The following is a 17,130-nucleotide window of genomic DNA, read 5'->3' on the forward strand; positions in this document are numbered from 1 at the left end:
TCCCTGTATTCAACCTTAGTAGAAAATGCAGATGACACGCTTTAACATACCTTGTTACCTTATTTTTGTCTGAATATTTAAATTTGCTGCACAAATAACAATCACATGAAAATTACCGCTATCCGCCATACCCGGGTTGCTGTTGCTGCCGGAATCTGTTACGGGCAGACGGACGTGCCTTTAAACGGGACTTACCCCGATGAATTGCAAATGGTGCAGTCGAAGCTTAACGGACAGGTTTTTGACGCGGTATTTTGCAGTCCGCTGACGCGCTGCCGGCAGTTGGCCGCGGATTTGTTTCCACGTGAAACGATTCAGTTTGATGAACGCCTGAAAGAACTGAACTTCGGCAACTGGGAAATGCAGCATTGGAACGATCTTAGCGACAGCCCGGAAGCGAAAGCCTGGTTCAATGATTTTGTGGAGGTTCGGACGCATGGCGGCGAGTCGTTTCGCGACCAGATTAACCGCACGGCAGCTTTCCTCGAAGATTTGGAAGCGATGAACTACACGGCAGTGGCTATGGTCGCGCATGGTGGTATTCTGCGGGCCCTCGACTGTCTGCTCAACGGAACAGCCCCGCTCGATGCCTTTAAAAATCAGGTGGATTACGGCGACGTCATTGCATTCAACCTTTAGTTACTTTTCGACCTTGTCGGCCGGTTCCAGCTTGTCCAGATCGGGTGTGGAAAACACCGGCGTCATGAATTTCAGGAAGCCCTGGCGGTAAATGGCCCGAAAAACAATCACTCCAAACCAAATGGCTCCAAGCAGCAGCACCGCTGCAATGATAAATCCCGCGACCGATTGCAGTTCGTTGTAAATTAAAAAGCTGAACATGGCAGCGCCGGTAACCGGCAGCATGGCCGTGAGCACGCCGGCAAAAATGCGGATAAGTTGTTTCATGATGAGTGATTTTTCGGTTAGTACGTTTAAAGGTAGAGAAAATCAGGCTTCGTTGTTCGCTGGGTAAATCAGCTTTGTGAGCCGTTCGCCGGGCGGTTTTTAGTCGTAAAAGTAATTCGATTGGCGGCCATGTTTCCTGAGGCTGCGGTATTCCCAGGGTTGCATGTGTTGGTAAGCCCTGAAAAACTGGCTGAAACTACTCGACGACAGTCCCATCATTTTGCCGACCTCCTTAAAGCTCCAATCCGTTTGCACAAGTAAATCGCAGGCAACCAGCCGCACGTACTCGTTAATCCAGTCGTGCGTGCTCATGCCCGACATGCACCTGATGGCGCCATCGAACTGGCGCGTGTCTGCCTGCATCAGTTTGGCGTACCATTTCGAGCTTTGTTTCCCGTACTTCCGAACCTGTTCGGCAAACAAATCCATGTAGCTGTTGCCGGTCGGTTGATGACTTTGCGTGATGGTGGAGAAGCGATGGTTTGATGCTTCGGCAAGCGCAACAAGTCCGTTGTAGACGTTGTCGGGGGTGATTAAGGGGTACTCAATAGGCGTCATGGGCTGTTTTTGCCTTAAGTTACGACGAAATTTTAGGAATGTGTGCATTTCGGTTAAATATTGCAACTGATACTTTATAAAAATGGGAAAAATGATAAAATATTGAACGAACCATGCGGTGAAAGATGAGCGGTTGAAGGAATGGGTCAAGCGCTATTTTATAAAAATGTACAATCTGATAAAGTATTCGGATGATAACTTTATGAAAATGTGCAAAATGATAAAGTTATCGTGAAACAAGGAGTTGCTTTTTCAGTTTTTCGCTTCGCCGGCCGGACAATGACCGTTGTCTTGTTTTTCGGCTTGGTTAAATTGGCTTAACGCAGTGGTGTTCGAGCCGGATTTTGGGCCTGTTTCAGTCTGAAAACTGTATCTTTGGCAGCACTTTCGAAGCGGGGCTGCGGGATTGGAGCCCGGAGCCTTTCTTCCGGATAAATCAACAAAAACCAAATGCAACACAACGAATTTGAGATCCCCGCAATTGATGAGGGATTACGCGGGGCCATTCAGCATAAACTCGACAACAAAGCGAAACCGGTTGGCTCGCTTGGCCGGCTCGAATCGCTGGCTATGCAGGTGGCGCTCGCTCAACATACACTGACACCGGAATTGCAAAAACCGGTGATGTTAACGGTGGCGTCGGACCACCTGATTTGTGCCGAGGGCGTGAGTGCCTGTCCGGTGGATATTACCTGGCAACAGGTGCTGAATTTCCTGCAGGGCGGGGGCGGAATCGGCCTTTTATCGCGCGTTTGCGGCATGGATTTGCACGTGGTGGATGCAGGGGTGAATTTCGATTTCAACCCACACCCGAAACTGATTGATGCCAAGGTTCGCAAAGGTTCGCGCAACTTTTTGTACGAGCCGGCGATGACCATGGACGAGTGCCTGCAGGCGTTCAATAACGGCCGGAAGATCGTCGCCGGGTTCAACGCGAAAGGCACGAATATCATCGGTTTTGGCGAAATGGGTATCGGGAATACAACGCCTGCTTCGGCCTTGATGGCCATTATTTGCCAGCTGCCGGTGAAGGACTGTGTCGGGCCGGGTGCCGGTCTCGATCAGGCCGGTGTTTCGCATAAAGGCCGGGTGATTGAGCAGGCCATTGCCAGACACGGTGTGTCGGAGAATGTGCTCGAAAACCTGGCGCGTTTCGGTGGTTTCGAGATCGCGACCATTGCCGGTGGAATGTTCGAAGCAGCTGCCCGGCGCATGGTCATTCTGGTCGATGGTTTCATTACCACGGCGGGCATGTTGGTGGCTCAGCAGCTGAACAAACGGGTGCGCGACTATGCGGTTTTTGCGCACGTGTCGGACGAGCAGGGGCACCGCAAAATGCTCGACTATATGCACGCTGATCCGGTGTTGGCGTTCGGCCTTCGTTTGGGTGAAGGAACCGGCGCAGCATTGGCGTACCCGATGATGCAAGCCGCGGTGGCAGTGCTGTCGGAAATGACAAGCTTCGAGGAAGCGCAGGTGATCAATACCAGCCACATCCGGTTTGAAGAAGTGGTTGGGAAGTGATCAGTGGGAAGAGGTCATTAGTGGTCATTCAGTGGTCATTAATGCTCGTCCTTGTTTTTCATCCTCTGACTCCCTAAAGGGAGAACCAAACAAGTACTGCGTGGCGAGTGCGCCAAGAGTAATTTGAAAAGGCGAAGCCAAGTCCCCTTCAGGGGATTTAGGGGTAAAAAAATGTATCGAATTGATTGTCTCACGACTGTTTGAAACTTGAAATTTAGAACTTGGAACTAGAAACAATGAATAAACTCAAACCCATTCTTTTTGTCGGTACCGGCTCCGATGTGGGCAAATCGGTGATTAACGCGGCCTTTTGCCGCATCTTCAAACAGGATGGTTACAGCCCCGCGCCCTTCAAGGCGCAGAACATGTCGCTGAACTCGTTTGCCAGTGCCGAGGGTCTGGAACTTGGTCGTGCACAGGCGGTGCAGGCCGAAGCTTGTGGCATTCCCTGCCTCAGCGCCATGAACCCCATTTTGCTGAAACCGACCAGTCATACCAAGGCGCAGGTGGTGCTCAATGGTAAGCCGATGGGCGATCAAACGGCCCAGGAGTATTTCCTGAAAACCGATCGCGATTTCCTGTTTGCTGAGGCCATGAAAGCCTGGCGCTCGCTGGATGCGAAGTATAATCCCATTGTAATGGAAGGTGCGGGAAGCATTTCCGAGGTCAACCTGTGGGACAAAGACATCACCAATATGCGGGTCGCCCTCGAAACAGGCTCGCCCACGATTTTGATCGCCGATATTGATCGGGGAGGCGTGTTTGGCAGTGTTTACGGCACCATTAAGCTGTTGCCCGAAGCCGAGCGAAAGCTGATCAAGGGGATTCTCATCAATAAGTTTCGGGGCGATATTGCGCTCTTTCACGACGGTCGTAAAATGCTCGAAGATTTGACTGGCATTCCGGTAATTGGCGTGGTGCCTTACTTCACCGATATCCATGTGGAGCAGGAAGACAGCGTGGTGATTGACTACAAACGCGGCAGTGTTCAGGATAACGGGCAGGTGAATGTGGCCGTGGTTTTGCTGCGGCACATGAGCAATTTCACCGATTTCAACATGTTGGAGCGCATGCCCGATGTGAACCTCTATTATTCGGCCAATCCGGAAGAAATTGCCAAGGCTGATTTGGTGCTCGTGCCGGGATCGAAGAATACCATCTCCGACCTCATGTACCTGCGCGAACGCGGACTGGCCAAAGCCATTCTGCAAGCTGCTGAAGCCGGTAAAGGGGTATACGGCATTTGCGGAGGTTACCAGATTTTGGGGGAAGAAATTCGTGATCCGCACCATGTGGAAGGCGATATTGAAGCCATTCCGGGTCTTGGCCTGCTGCCGGTAGTTACAACCTTGACGAAGGAAAAGCGCACGGTGCAAACAGAATTCCGATTTGCCGGTCGCGACGAAAGCTGTTCGGGCTACGAAATCCACATGGGCACGACCGAGCTGAAAGGCGGGCAGCCTTTGTGCACCCTGAATGATGGCAGTACTGATGGTTGCCTGGCGTCGCCCAAGCTGTGGGGCAGCTACCTGCACGGCATCCTCGACAACAAAGCTGTGGTTGAAGAAATGCTCAAAGCCAACAAGCTCAAGGCTGAAGTTACCGAGTTCGACTACGCGAAGTTCAAGGAAGAACAATACAACAAACTCGCCGATCACGTTCGTGGCTATGTGAACATGGACTATGTGTATTCGGTGATGCAGTTGGACGAATAGTGACAAAGAATTACAATGGAACTCCTCATACTACCTCTTCTCATTGGTTTTGCTTTGGATTGCCTGCTGGGCGATCCGCGTTGGCTGCCTCATCCCATCCGATTGTTTGGCTGGTTGATTAGCTGGTTCGAAAAACGGTTGAACCGGGGTAGCTACCGGAAGTTGAAAGGTGCGATGTCGACGGTTTTACTGGTGGGAGGCACCTGGATGCTATTGTTCCTTTTGTTTGGATGGTTGAAGAGTTTTCCAACTGCCTTTATCGTGGTCGCGTCGGTTTTCGTCTTTTTCGGCCTGGCCAACCGCAGCTTGATTTACGAGTCGTGGCTGGTGATCCGTGCTTTGGAGAAAGATGGATTGGAAGCCGGTCGCAAACAGTTAAGCTACATAGTTGGTCGCGACACAACCAAACTGAACGAGCAACAGATCCGCACTGCCGTATTGGAAACAATGGCTGAAAACCTCAGCGATGGCGTGATTGCACCCTTGTTTTTTTACGCCTTAGGCGGCGTTCCCGGGCTTTTCGCTTTTAAAATGGCCAGCACCCTCGATTCGATGATTGCTTACAAAAGCGAGCGCTTTAAGAGCTATGGCTGGTTTGCCGCCCGCCTGGATGATTTGTTGAACCTGATTCCCGCGCGCCTCACCGCTTTGCTGATGGTTTTGGTGAGCTTTAGCTGGAGTGGCCTTACGCACATCTTCCGCTACGGACACCAACACGCCAGCCCCAATGCTGGCTACCCCGAAGCCGCTTTGGCCGGCATCCTGAAATGCCGTTTCGGCGGGCCAAATGTTTACCATGGCAAGTTGGTGGAGAAACCTTACATCGGCCACAACCAAAAGCGAATAGCCAGTCGCGACTTTTGGTTTACTTCTTATGTGAATACAAGTGCAACTGTTGTAATGATGGCCGGGATGGTGCTGGTTTACATCATCCTGAACTAGTTGCAGGATCTCTAGCCATTCTTGTCCTCTAACCGGACGGGCTCAAACTTTTCCAGTCGATGAAAAGTTTGCAAAAATCTTGTCAAATCGAACCCTCGCCCGGGCGATTTGACGGCCTACGCACTCGCTTCGATGAATTTTTGTCTTTTTATTGGAACTTATTCGATATCCAATGTCAACTTATACTTTAATTTCCGGTGCTGGCGATGTTGAAAATACTTGATAGCCAATAATTCTCGTTCTATCCAACTTTAGGGATACTAGAGCATCTTTTGATGAAAGTCATCCCGAAACCAGTTCGGGATGACTTTTATCTTTTTACTCGTGTCTCAAATCTCAGGACTCGCTACTCGATCAATTTCTTCGCCATTGCAATAATTTCCCTCGCTAATTCTTCACTCGTCGCATACAGCACACCATGATGGTTGAGGTAGGTTGAATCCGGACGGTTCAGGTCGAGCGGGTTGCCATCGATATCGCTCACCCAGGCACCGGCTTCTTTGAAGATGCAGGCGCTGGCTGCAAAGTCCCAGATGCTGCCACCGCCATCCACTTTTTTGGGATAGGCGAAATAGCAGGCTGGTGCGGTTTCGAGCACCCAGTTTGAGATCATCGCAGCTCCCCCCTGGTATTTCTCGGCCAACCCTTTGTAGCCCAGCTTTTGGCTGATGGCTTCCATTTCTTTCAGCGTAGCTTCTTTCAATGGGTGTTCCAGGAAACTTTTACCATTGATAAAGGAAAGGGGTGCATCTTCTTCGGACTCTACGGTCCATTCCCGGCCACTCATGAAGGCACCTTGTCCCTTTATGGCTTGGTAGATGGTTTTGTTAATCGGGTCGAAAATAACGCCGATAATCGGTTCGCCCGATTTTGAAACCAAGGCGATTGAGGTGGAATAGCCTTCTTCTTTATTGATGAACGCCAGTGTGCCGTCAATTGGGTCAATGGCCCAGAAATACTCTTTTTCGAACCGTTCGTGGTTGTCAGGACTTTCTTCGCCCAAGGTTCCTAAATCGTATTCTTTGGTGACTTTTTTGAGCATTCCCAGAATGATATCCTGAGCCATCACATCGACTTCAGTAACGACCTGGGATGCCAGCGTGTCGCCAACTCCTTTATTTTTCACTTCTAAGTCTTTCTCGGCGTACGAAGAAATTAGATTGCCAGCTTTCAATGCTGCTGAGACAGCAGATCCGCAAAGCTTTTGAAGATCGTGCGGGGTTAGTTCCATCATATTTTCTATTGGTGTATTTTATCAATTACCTGGCGTGTGATCCGTTCGCTGTAGCTGTTTATTTTCCAGTGACCGGGGCTCCATCCTTTCAGGAAGCGGTGAAAATCGGTCCAGGCAACGTGATACAGTGCTCGCCATTCTTTTTCAAGTGCTACAAAGTCAACTTCTTTTTGCTGTTTTTTCAGGGCTTGCTGCAAGGCAATGAAGTAGGTATTCAGTATCTGGCTTTCCAGAATCTCGCAATCTTCCTCCAACATGCAACTGCCAATAAAATAGGCAACGTCTTTCATCCCACAGCCGCCGCCAACGTATTGAAAATCGACTGCTGCTACAGCTTTTGCATCGGGCGAGAAACAGAAGTTTGCCAACTTGGCATCGCCGTGTACAAGGGTTTTGAAAGTGGCATCTTTCAATGTTTTATCGATGGTTTCAGCAGCACCTTTCAACTCCATATCTTTGAGCACATCCAATTCTTCGGGACGTGTTTCGAGGTGCCAATACGTTCCGGTTTCCCAAAGTCCTTCGGGCTCAACACCTAAGAAAGTTGCGTGGAAATTTGCCAGCCAATCCAGGCAAAGCTCAACCTCAGCCCAGCTAGTCCGGTCTTTTCGTTTCGGGAATCCTGCTTCGTTCAGGTCTTCCAAAACCATTAACACTTCGTCATCATAAGTTTCAATGGCCAAACATTTCGCCACCCGGCACTGATCGTCGCATTTGTTACTGTATTTTTCATACCAAAAGCTTTCAACCCGGTACGATTTCAACTTACGCTCGTGAGACAGATTGCTGTTCCAACCACGAGGATTTTTACCTCCATCTAAAAGTCGCACGTGTTTTACTATGACCGACTTCATTGGCGCATTTTTCAAATGATAACGAATGATTTTACCATACCCACTCCAGAGATTTTGAATGTTCTCTGTTTTTCCCAGTTCCTCTGCTCCCGTTGATTTTTTAATCGTTTCGAGAAAATGATCGTTCATAAATAATTGCGTTTAAAAAAAGGTTTGTTCGTAAAGTTAAATTTCAAATTGTACTTTCCTGACACATGCCTGTAAAATCCTGTTTTCGTAACCAGAAAATTACATTACTGCAATTGTGCTTTGATAAAGTCGGCTAAATCGGCTTTAAATTTCGCCATCGAGGGTTGATGCAGGTAGATCATGTGTCCTGTTGGGTATTATTTTAGGCTGATATTGCTCTTAATCTCTTTGGTGAGTTGCAAATGGTTTAGCGTGTATTCAATTCCATCGTATGGGGTTTCATTGTTGGAATATCCGTCCAGGTCCATGGTGATGATGTTCATTAACGGATTAAATTTTTTCATATCGAAAACGGAGTTAAGGTTGTGGCTGATTTAACAATAGTCTTGCGGTTATTGTTTATTCGCCTTGACATTCAGATTATTGGGGGTTAATAGGGGGCATTGTCGATTATATTTTCGGGCTGAAGAATAATTTGAATGGATATTTTGAAGATTCGTCTTTTACTAAAGACTAATTTTCTTCTTTCTTTGTCTAAAAGATTTAAATATGTCCGATTTCACACACATCATATTCGACCTTGACGGAACGTTAATCGACTCCAAACCCGGTTTATTGAACGCACTGCGGTACGTGTTAAGACAGATGGGCCTGAACCATCGGCCGGAAGAGATTATTGACCGGCTGATTGGACCGCCAATTCAACAGGGGATGAAAGAAGTTTTGGGGTTCAATGAAAATCAGATTGAAGTCAGTTCACGTTTGTTCCGTGATTATTATGGCGAACGTGGTTTGTTTGAAGCAGCGGTTTATCCCGGCTTGCATATTTTACTGGAAGAATTGATTGCCCAAGGCAAGAAGGTTTATGTGGCGACATCTAAAAACAGCGTTTTTATCCCGACCATCCTCCGGCATTTTGAGCTGGATAAATATTTCGATGATTTTGAAGCATCAAGCGGCAAAGATTTGCAAACCAAAGCCGAACTGATTACAAAACTGATGGATCGAAACCGCTTATTCCCGTCGAAAGACATTGTGATGATTGGCGATACCAAATTTGATATTGTTGGAGGAAAAGCCAATGAGATCTCGACCATAGCAGTGGGTTACGGCTATGGACAGGCTGGCGAAATGGAAGAACTCGAACCCGACTATTTCGCTGAAGATGTAGACGATTTAACTGAAATTCTGCTAGGCTGAATGATTAATTCGTAGTTGCTGAATGAAAAAGTCGGATGCGGCTTTGTCTTCCATCCGGAGCTTATTTTCAAATTGGTGTGACTGATCTTCTAAGTCGTGAATGATCTTTTTTAAATAGGTCGTTGAGTTTGCAGGTGGTAAAAACTGCCTTAAGGTGTTTTTCAGGAACAAAACGCCGATCAACGCTATAATAGGGACATACCATTCAAAAAGCGATGCGCCGACAATGAATAATGGAAAATTTAACGAGAAACGAAAGTACGATTTATATTTCTGCCGTTTTGTGGTAATTGCCGATTGTAAGCCATTTACATTGATGGTGCTCATGTAATGGTTTATTTTGGCGTTGGCAACGAGGTTGTCAATTGTTGATTTTGTGTAAGTCAGCTTTAGCCCCCAGTATTGCGTAGCTGCAAAGTAAGCTGATGTGTATGCAGCAAATACGCTGTAAAGCACAGCTGCACTGATATACATGATTAGTTCCATACCGTTAAACCTTAAGACACACAATAAAACATTCCACCTCAAATAAACTAAAAAATTAGCATAACGCGCTATTGTTCGAATGGAAATATCTCTTTCACTGTTTTCTAACGGAAGGATATCGGAATCTGGTATGTCGCTTGAAAATTAAATGGTTGATTCGAACTGGCGCAGGAACCGGACATCATTTTCGAAGAAATGGCGAATGTCTTTAATACCGTACTTCAGCATGGTAATACGTTCAATTCCCATTCCAAAGGCAAATCCGCTGTATTTTTTCGAGTCGATACCACACAAATCGAGTACGTTAGGATCAACCATACCACAACCTAAAATCTCCAGCCAACCAGTGTATTTACACACATTACATCCTTTACCACCACAGATTGAGCAGCTGACATCCATCTCTGCAGAAGGTTCTGTAAAAGGGAAGTATGAAGGGCGTAAACGGATTTGAGTTTTCTCGCCAAACAGCTCACGAGAGAAATAAAGCAGCGTTTGTTTCAGATCGGCAAACGACACGTTTTCATCCACGTAAAGTCCTTCAACCTGGTGGAAAATACAGTGTGCACGTGCTGAAATTGCTTCGTTACGGAATACACGTCCCGGGAAGATAGCGCGAATTGGCGGCTGACTTTTTTCCATCACCCGAACCTGCACACTGGAGGTGTGAGTCCGCAACAGCACATCCGGATCTTTTTGAATGAAAAAGGTATCCTGCATATCACGTGCGGGATGTTCCGGCGGAAAGTTTAAGGCTGAAAATACATGCCAGTCATCTTCAATTTCAGGTCCTTCGGCTACAGTGAAACCTAAGCGCGCAAAAATCTCGATGATCTCGTTGCGAACAATCGACAGTGGATGACGGGTACCCGGTCTGAGCGGCTCTGCGGGCATGCTTAAGTCGGTTTGACCACCGGCATGCTCGGCATTTTCGAAACTCTCTTTGAGTTCGTTTATTTTGTTTTGTGCAAATTCTTTTAACTCGTTAATGGCTTGTCCAACAGCTTTCTTTTGATCAGCTTCCACATTTTTAAAGTCAGCAAACAATTGATTGAGCAACCCTTTTTTACTGATATATTTTATGCGAAGGTCTTCGACTTCCTGCTTGGCCGAAACACTGATATTTTCAAGTTCTTCCTTTAACTGTTTAATTTTTTCTAACATCTTCTTATGCTGTTGAATGAAGGCGCAAAGATAATTATTGCTGATTGAATAACTAAACGAATGTCTATTTATTTGATGATGCTGATTCGACGAATCCGAATATCTTCTAATGGGCGAAATTCGCTGTCGACCGCTACAGCGGAGATTTTGTCGGCAATGTCCATTCCTTCGGTAACTTCACCAAAAATCGTGTACGAGCCATCGATATGCGGTGCACCGCCCACTGTTTTATAAACTTGCCTTTGTTTCGGTGTGAAGTTGAAGCCTGTTTCTTTGGCGATTTCATCCAGTTCGAGGTCGGAATAGGTTCGGCCGGTAACAATGTAAAACTGGGATCCATCGGAGCGTCGTTTACTGTTTCCGCGGTCAGGTTTTCGTGGCGATCCGATGACTCCTCTGCGGTGAAACAAGCCCGGGACGATATGAGCAGGAAGCGTATATCCGGGGCCTTTCCAACCGATAACATCGGTTTTCCCGGCATAGCGTGTGTCGGCAGCTCCGCTTTGAATACAAAAGCCTTTAATAACGCGATGGATGAGTAGGCTGTCGTAATAATTTTCGTTAACCAAGGCGATGAAATTATCCCGGTATTCGGGTGTTTTGTTGTATAACCGGATTTTGATGTTGCCATAGTCCGTTTCAATCAGTAAGCCTTTTATGTGCTTATTGGCTTCACTGGTCGCTTTGTCGGTCGACGATTTAAGTTGAATGAGTGGTTGCGGCGCTTCGTTTTGTTTTTGCAGCAAAGCAATAATTAAATCGGAGGGGATGACCAGGTTGCGATTTTCGTAATCAATCACATCGGCATAACCCAGACCAATGCATTTTTCACCGGCAAAGACAGGTGTTCCATAACTTTGCGAACGGAATTTATTTGTCACGCTGTAGCGCATTGAACCACTAACATTTCCGTGTTTGGCTACTTTCCCATTGTGGAGGGGCAGGGCGTTTCCTGTTGGCTTGGTCAGGTAAATACTTTTTTGATCTTTCACCGCTATCTTGCTTTCCAGCGGAATTCCCGGTCTTATAACCTGGCTTGTTTTGAGTAAAACCAGGTCGTTAATTCGGTCAACAGCAACAAAGCCGTCAACCTTGTATTTTGTTTTTTCATCCCAGGGAATGACCATTGCATTGGTTGCCTCTATAAGTGGACTTAGCCGGCTCACAATAAGATTGCTGTCGACAAAAAAGGCAGTTTCGCTTTCGAGGAAACGAGATTTGTCGAAGGTTTCAATGCGAACGATTGACGGGACGAATTCCAGGTAATTGCTTGGTGTTTGCGACGTCTTTTCTTTGACTGCGTTTTCCTGACCTTCAGATGACTTTTTAGGACCGGTTGAACAAGCGGTAATCAAGATCGCCAGGCACAATATGCTGAGGTGTTTTATAATCTTCATTGAATGATTTTAACCGTTATTTTCACGTCAGTCCGCGGACGATTATTTTCATCTGTCTGCAGAGCGGCGATTTTGTCAATAACATCAAAACCGGAGATACATTCTCCGAAAATGGTATATTTCCCATCCAGGTCAGGGTAGCCGCCAACAGTTGTGTAGGCCTTTCGTTGGGCTTCGGTGAAAACTAACACATCTGGATTAAGCTCCATCTTAGCATCAATATCCTGTTTTATTTTGTCTGCTATTTCCCGAAATTCTGCTACTTTTTTCTCTGTTTTCAATTGCTTCAGTTTTTGCCGGATATCGGGTGTAAATACTTCTTTGGTGATCTTTTTCTGGATAGGTCGGTTAACGGCCATTTCCATCGTATCTAGTTGTCCTTCGGTGAGTACCTGACCTTTTACGACATAGAATTGTGAAATGTCTGATTGTTTGAACGGGTTCACTTCGTCGGGTTGACGAGGAGCACATAAAGCGCCTTTTTTATGAATATGATCCAAAATGATTTCATCATCAACGGTGTGTTCCGGCGATCCGTATCCAATTCGTTTTCCCGGTTCAGCATTGCGCGATGATTTGGACCCGCCTTGAATCAGGAAATTCTGAATAACCCGGTAAAAGAGCGTTCCATTGTAATAACCTTCTCTAGCCAATTGTAAAAATGCATCGCGATGCTTCGGCGTATCATTGTACAGCTTAAAGCGCATATTTCCCAGGTTCGTCTGTATTTCGACCTGGTGCTCAATCTGTGCCTGAGCATTGAAGGAGCCAATCAATAGAAAGCTTATAAAGAATAGAAAATACCTCATTTTAAAATCGTCACCTCTATTTTAATATCATCTTCCGGGCGGTCAAATCGGTCTGTTTTGACTGCCGCAATTTTATCCAACACATCAAATCCTTCGAGCATTTCGCCAAAAACAGTGTAGTTACCATCCAGCGATGGATAACCTCCTGCAGTTGTGTAAGCAAGGCGCTGTTCGGGCGAAAATTTGAACGGTTCGGTTTCGTTTACCTTTTGGTTGGCCAGCTCTTTTAGTTCTGCAATTCGAACATTGAAACTGTCTCGCTGTCCGGTTTTCATCAATTCATCCAGTTCTGCCCGGTGTTCATTAAAAACCTTCTGGTTAATTTGCTGCGTGTTCCGGTAGTTCATTTGCATTTCGAGCGAGTCCAAACCTGATTCAGTAAAAACTTCACCCTGCACAATATAGAATTGTGATCCGGATGAGCGTTTCTCCGGGTTTACATTATCTGGTTTACGAGCTGCGGCCAAAGCTCCTTTTTTGTGAATTAGTTCCGGTCGAATTTCAGCCGGAACAGTGTAATCAGGAGCGCCATTGCCCAAACGCTGGCCGGCAGACGCGTTTTTCGATTTTGGGTCGCCGCCCTGGATCATGAAATGATGGATAACCCGGTGAAAGAGCAGATCATCGTAGTAGCCATCCTTCGTCAATTTGATAAAGTTATCGCGGTGTTGAGGTGTTTCATCGTACAGCAGGAAAACCATTTTCCCGTAGTTTGTGTCAATTTCAACCTTTGTTCCTTTTGCTTGAGTTTGATCTCCGGCGCAGGAAATCTGAAAAAGGAACAAGAAAAGAAGGAGTGAGCTGTAAATTTTTGTCATCATCTGCGTGTCAATTTAAAGAACCATTTCGTCGTAAACGAGATTGGAAAAACCGGAGTCTTTGTGATTCAATAACCTTTGAGGATTATATAATACAGATTCCGACATTTTTCATGAGTCACAAATATAATTATTCTGTATGGCCGAAAAAATTGAAGGATAAAAGGTCTGGAATAATATATCAGTCGGAAAAGGCTATTTTTGTGGAAACGACTATTGTTATGCAAGTATTGGTTGTAGACGGATCGATTCGATTGGAGAAGATAAAGTATTCTCATGCATTTCAGGTTTTTCAGGCCATTGATTCCAACCGGAAATTTTTGACACCCTGGTTACCGTTTGTGCAGCAAACAAGATCGCAGGAAGACACGGAGTCATTTATTCGCTCTATTTTGGCTGAATCCGGAGAGCCCAAAGATGAAGTTTTTACGGTGTGGTACAAATCGCGCTTTGCCGGTTTAATTGGATTGAAAGAAACGGATTATCTCAACCAGAAAACGGAAATTGGTTACTGGCTCATTGAAAGCATGACCGGAAAAGGAATTATGACCAAATCGGTTAAAACGCTAATAGATTTTTTGTTTGGTTCGATGAACATGAATCGCATACAAATAAAGTGTGGTGTTGGAAATTACCGTAGTTCAGCCATCCCAAAAAGGCTCGGATTTACTTTTGAGGGTGTTGAGCGGGATGGCGAGAAGCATCAGAGATCGTTTATTGATCTCGAAGTTTACAGTTTGTTAAAGAACGATTACGGCAAAAGGTGAAAACAGACATGACATTAAGTTGAATAAATCTTCTTTATATATCATATGGTTCAAAATACTGCTAAAAATAACCTAATAGGCAGGTTGTGTTTGTTTTTATGTCGAATTGAGACTTTTGTTTTTTCTCTTAGATGATCAGCATTCAATATTTTAAAGTTAGAATCGTTTAATAATTTGTTCGATTTTTTAATTTTGAACAGAATTTGATAATCATTCTAGCCATTTGATTATCGGAAAATTAAGGAAAATGGAAAATAAGACAACTAGAAGAACCTTGTACAAAGTACTTCGGAAGACAGGGGTGTCCAGGGATGATATTGAACTGGATGCCTCATTTCAGGAAGACTTGAAGTTCGATCAGTTAGATTGGACATTGTTTCTATTTTATCTGGAGGAGTCGTTTAACATCGCCATTGAAGACGATCAGGCGATTAAACTTCACCAAGTAAAAGATTCATTGGAATTATTAGAAAACATTGCCTAAAGGGTATATTTAGTTTAGTTAGTTAAGAAGGGTTATTTCGTGAGAAATAGCCCTTTTTTTTATTCATTCGATTGCTTAATCGAACCATATTCCATAACTTCTGTTCCTAATTCAAAACAATCAATTTAATTTTTTATTATGGAAATGTTTGACAATTTTTCCCAGTTCATCAAGGGACTGGCATTGACTTATGGTTTGAAAGCTATCGCGGCTGTAATTGCTTTAATTATTGGTCTCTGGGTCATCAAGGTAATTGTTAAGGCACTGGCAGCATTAATGGAGAAAAAGGAGGTGGATCCTTCTCTCCGTGGTTTTATTAACAGTCTGACTGGAATTCTTTTGAAAGTAATGTTGGTGATTACTGTCATTAGTATGCTGGGGATTCAAATGACTTCTTTTGTTGCTATTCTTGGTGCTGCTGGTTTGGCAGTTGGTATGGCACTTTCCGGAACGCTTCAGAATTTTGCAGGTGGAGTTATGTTGTTAATATTTAAGCCTTTTAAAGTTGGCGATTTCATCGAGGCGCAAGGATATGCCGGAGTCGTTTCTGAAATTCAGATTTTCATTACCGTTCTGAAAACACCAGACAATAAAACAATTATTATACCCAATGGCGGCTTGTCTACCGGCTCGTTAATTAACTATTCAGCAGAGTCAACACGTCGTGTCGATTTTTCCTTTGGTATTGCATATGGTGATAGCTATGATGATGCTAAAGCATTGCTTTTAAAATTGATTAAAGCGGATGGTCGTATTCTGACAACTCCGGAACCTTTTATCGTTTTGGGTGCCTTAGCTGATAGTTCGGTCAATATTACTGTTCGTGTTTGGGCGAAGAGCGGAGATTATTGGGGCGTATTTTTCGATATGAATGAAAAGGTTTATAAGGAATTCGATAAGAACGGGTTGCACATTCCTTTCCCACAAATGGATGTTCATCTGGATAAATAACTTACAATGAAGAAATTTTTGATCTTAGTTTTTATGCTGCCTCTTTTGGGGACAGCACAAACTCCTGCTGATACTGTTAAGGTTTGGACGAGAGGGGGAATGGTCTCTGCGAATTTTAGCCAGGTGTCTCTGTCGAATTGGGTTGCTGGTGGTAAAAGTTCGGCTTCGGGAACTTTTCTGGTTAATTTATTCAGTAATTATAAAAAGGATAAAGTTAGTTGGGAAAATACGTTGGACCTTGGCTATGGTCTTTTAAAGGAAGAAGATAGCAAGACAGTAAAGTCGGATGATAAGATTGACCTGAGTTCTAAGTTCGGCTATCAGGCCAAAGGAAATATGTTTTATTCGGCATTGTTTAATTTTAAATCTCAGTTTACGAAGGGGTACAAATATCCTGATACGGATACGCCAATTTCCCGCTTTTTGGCACCGGGGTATTTTACCTTGGCATTGGGTCTTGATTATAAACCCAGCGATCATTTTTCGCTGTTTGTTTCTCCTCTAACTGGCAAGCTTACCCTTGTCACCGATGATTTATTGTCGGCGGCTGGTGATTTTGGTGTTGATCCGGGGAGTAAAACCAAATGGGAGCTGGGAGCCTATTTTAAGGCCGCTGTGAAATATGAGATTATGAAGAATGTTTCTCTGGATTCTAAATTTGATGTTTTCTCGAATTATATTGATCAGCCACAAAATATGGATGTCAGTTGGGACGTGAAGATTAACATGAAAATCAATGACTATCTATCAGCTAACCTTAATACAAACCTGATCTATGATAACGATATTAAGATCGAGTTCGACGACAATGGAGATGGTGTTGTTGATCGGAAAGGACCTCGGGTTCAGTTTAAGGAGCTCTTTGGTATTGGTCTTAATTTGAAGTTTTGATCTGCCAAAGCATTCGTTCATATCTTGAAAGTGATAGTTTGAACGTTGATACAGCGCATTCATATAATTTTCTGGAAATAGCTTGACATGGATGGGTTTCATAGCTTAACTTTGTTGTGCTTTTAGAATATACCACGTATAGTTAAACCAGTTTTATTTTTCTCTTTCATTCCACTCTTAAGCGCACAAGCATTCCAAGCCGGTAGACTCCTACCGGCTTTTTTCTTGTCTTTTCTTTCCGCAATTTTAGTGGGAACCATCGAGCATGGCTGAGTCTCTTAGCACACGGATTTTAATGCTT

19 protein-coding genes are annotated in these 17,130 nt (G+C 44.9%); 9 read left to right on the forward strand and 10 right to left on the reverse strand.

Going from position 1 to position 17,130, the window contains the following annotated elements; genetic code table 11:
* Positions 1-105: 105 nt before the first annotated feature.
* Positions 106-639, forward strand: a complete 534-nt coding sequence (cobC, locus tag GJV22_RS15045; protein ID WP_163715535.1) for an alpha-ribazole phosphatase — start codon at positions 106-108, stop codon at positions 637-639.
* On the opposite strand, the gene GJV22_RS15050 is transcribed toward cobC, so the two are convergent.
* Both GJV22_RS15050 and GJV22_RS15055 read right to left on the reverse strand, forming a co-directional pair.
* On the reverse strand, positions 640-906 hold the full coding sequence (locus GJV22_RS15050; RefSeq protein ID WP_163715538.1) for a hypothetical protein: 267 nt from the start codon (positions 904-906) through the stop codon (positions 640-642).
* Positions 907-1,005: 99 nt separating this feature from the next.
* Positions 1,006-1,464 (reverse strand): helix-turn-helix domain-containing protein, encoded by a 459-nt coding sequence (locus GJV22_RS15055; protein WP_163715541.1) that lies wholly within the window; start codon positions 1,462-1,464, stop codon positions 1,006-1,008.
* 450 nt (positions 1,465-1,914) lie between these two features.
* Here GJV22_RS15055 and cobT point away from each other — a divergent pair, with 450 nt between their 5' ends.
* The 3 genes from cobT (at position 1,915) to cbiB (ending at position 5,645) form a co-directional block, all read left to right on the forward strand.
* Positions 1,915-2,988 (forward strand): nicotinate-nucleotide--dimethylbenzimidazole phosphoribosyltransferase, encoded by a 1,074-nt coding sequence (gene cobT, locus GJV22_RS15060; protein ID WP_163715544.1) that lies wholly within the window; start codon positions 1,915-1,917, stop codon positions 2,986-2,988.
* A gap of 236 nt (positions 2,989-3,224) precedes the next feature.
* Positions 3,225-4,703 (forward strand): cobyric acid synthase, encoded by a 1,479-nt coding sequence (locus GJV22_RS15065; RefSeq protein WP_163715547.1) that lies wholly within the window; start codon positions 3,225-3,227, stop codon positions 4,701-4,703.
* Positions 4,704-4,718: 15 nt separating this feature from the next.
* Entirely contained in the window at positions 4,719-5,645 is a 927-nt protein-coding gene (gene cbiB / locus GJV22_RS15070) for an adenosylcobinamide-phosphate synthase CbiB (protein WP_163715551.1), read from the forward strand.
* 346 nt (positions 5,646-5,991) lie between these two features.
* On the opposite strand, the gene GJV22_RS15075 is transcribed toward cbiB, so the two are convergent.
* From GJV22_RS15075 to GJV22_RS15085, 3 genes are all read right to left on the reverse strand, one after another.
* Positions 5,992-6,879: a 3'(2'),5'-bisphosphate nucleotidase CysQ family protein gene (locus GJV22_RS15075; RefSeq protein ID WP_205461902.1), complete on the reverse strand. Its 888-nt coding sequence runs from the start codon at positions 6,877-6,879 to the stop codon at positions 5,992-5,994.
* 5 nt (positions 6,880-6,884) lie between these two features.
* On the reverse strand, positions 6,885-7,862 hold the full coding sequence (locus GJV22_RS15080) for an oxidoreductase family protein (protein WP_163715556.1): 978 nt from the start codon (positions 7,860-7,862) through the stop codon (positions 6,885-6,887).
* Positions 7,863-8,059: 197 nt separating this feature from the next.
* Positions 8,060-8,206 carry a hypothetical protein gene (locus tag GJV22_RS15085; protein ID WP_163715560.1) on the reverse strand — a complete coding sequence of 49 codons (147 nt, stop codon included), beginning with the start codon at positions 8,204-8,206 and terminating at the stop codon, positions 8,060-8,062.
* Positions 8,207-8,411: 205 nt separating this feature from the next.
* Here GJV22_RS15085 and GJV22_RS15090 point away from each other — a divergent pair, with 205 nt between their 5' ends.
* On the forward strand, positions 8,412-9,062 hold the full coding sequence (locus tag GJV22_RS15090; RefSeq protein ID WP_163715563.1) for an HAD hydrolase-like protein: 651 nt from the start codon (positions 8,412-8,414) through the stop codon (positions 9,060-9,062).
* Here the strand turns inward: GJV22_RS15090 and GJV22_RS15095 are convergent.
* The 5 genes from GJV22_RS15095 to GJV22_RS15115 all read right to left on the reverse strand — a co-directional run bounded on the left by GJV22_RS15095 (position 9,054) and on the right by GJV22_RS15115 (position 13,739).
* Positions 9,054-9,548: a hypothetical protein gene (locus tag GJV22_RS15095; protein WP_163715566.1), complete on the reverse strand. Its 495-nt coding sequence runs from the start codon at positions 9,546-9,548 to the stop codon at positions 9,054-9,056. The genes GJV22_RS15090 and GJV22_RS15095 overlap by 9 nt on opposite strands.
* Positions 9,549-9,692: 144 nt before the next feature.
* Positions 9,693-10,712, reverse strand: coding sequence for a phenylalanine--tRNA ligase subunit alpha (gene pheS / locus GJV22_RS15100; RefSeq protein WP_163715569.1), 1,020 nt, complete (start codon positions 10,710-10,712; stop codon positions 9,693-9,695).
* Positions 10,713-10,780: 68 nt separating this feature from the next.
* On the reverse strand, positions 10,781-12,109 hold the full coding sequence (locus tag GJV22_RS15105; RefSeq protein WP_163715572.1) for a peptidylprolyl isomerase: 1,329 nt from the start codon (positions 12,107-12,109) through the stop codon (positions 10,781-10,783).
* Entirely contained in the window at positions 12,106-12,918 is an 813-nt protein-coding gene (locus GJV22_RS15110; protein WP_163715576.1) for a peptidylprolyl isomerase, read from the reverse strand. Before GJV22_RS15110 ends, GJV22_RS15105 begins: the two co-directional genes overlap by 4 nt.
* Positions 12,915-13,739 carry a peptidylprolyl isomerase gene (locus GJV22_RS15115; protein WP_163715578.1) on the reverse strand — a complete coding sequence of 275 codons (825 nt, stop codon included), beginning with the start codon at positions 13,737-13,739 and terminating at the stop codon, positions 12,915-12,917. The genes GJV22_RS15110 and GJV22_RS15115 overlap by 4 nt, the downstream gene beginning before the upstream one ends.
* Before the next feature lie 200 nt (positions 13,740-13,939).
* Between GJV22_RS15115 and GJV22_RS15120 the strand changes: the two genes are divergently transcribed.
* From GJV22_RS15120 to GJV22_RS15135, 4 genes are all read left to right on the forward strand, one after another.
* Positions 13,940-14,503 (forward strand): GNAT family N-acetyltransferase, encoded by a 564-nt coding sequence (locus GJV22_RS15120; protein WP_238480345.1) that lies wholly within the window; start codon positions 13,940-13,942, stop codon positions 14,501-14,503.
* A gap of 247 nt (positions 14,504-14,750) precedes the next feature.
* On the forward strand, positions 14,751-14,987 hold the full coding sequence (locus tag GJV22_RS15125) for a phosphopantetheine-binding protein (RefSeq protein WP_163715581.1): 237 nt from the start codon (positions 14,751-14,753) through the stop codon (positions 14,985-14,987).
* Between the two features lie 138 nt (positions 14,988-15,125).
* Positions 15,126-15,938, forward strand: a complete 813-nt coding sequence (locus GJV22_RS15130) for a mechanosensitive ion channel family protein (protein WP_163715584.1) — start codon at positions 15,126-15,128, stop codon at positions 15,936-15,938.
* Between the two features lie 6 nt (positions 15,939-15,944).
* Positions 15,945-16,829 carry a DUF3078 domain-containing protein gene (locus tag GJV22_RS15135; protein WP_163715587.1) on the forward strand — a complete coding sequence of 295 codons (885 nt, stop codon included), beginning with the start codon at positions 15,945-15,947 and terminating at the stop codon, positions 16,827-16,829.
* Positions 16,830-17,130 lie beyond the last annotated feature (301 nt).

This window comes from Mangrovibacterium lignilyticum (genome assembly GCF_010882175.1).
Lineage (GTDB): Bacteria > Bacteroidota > Bacteroidia > Bacteroidales > Prolixibacteraceae > Mangrovibacterium > Mangrovibacterium lignilyticum.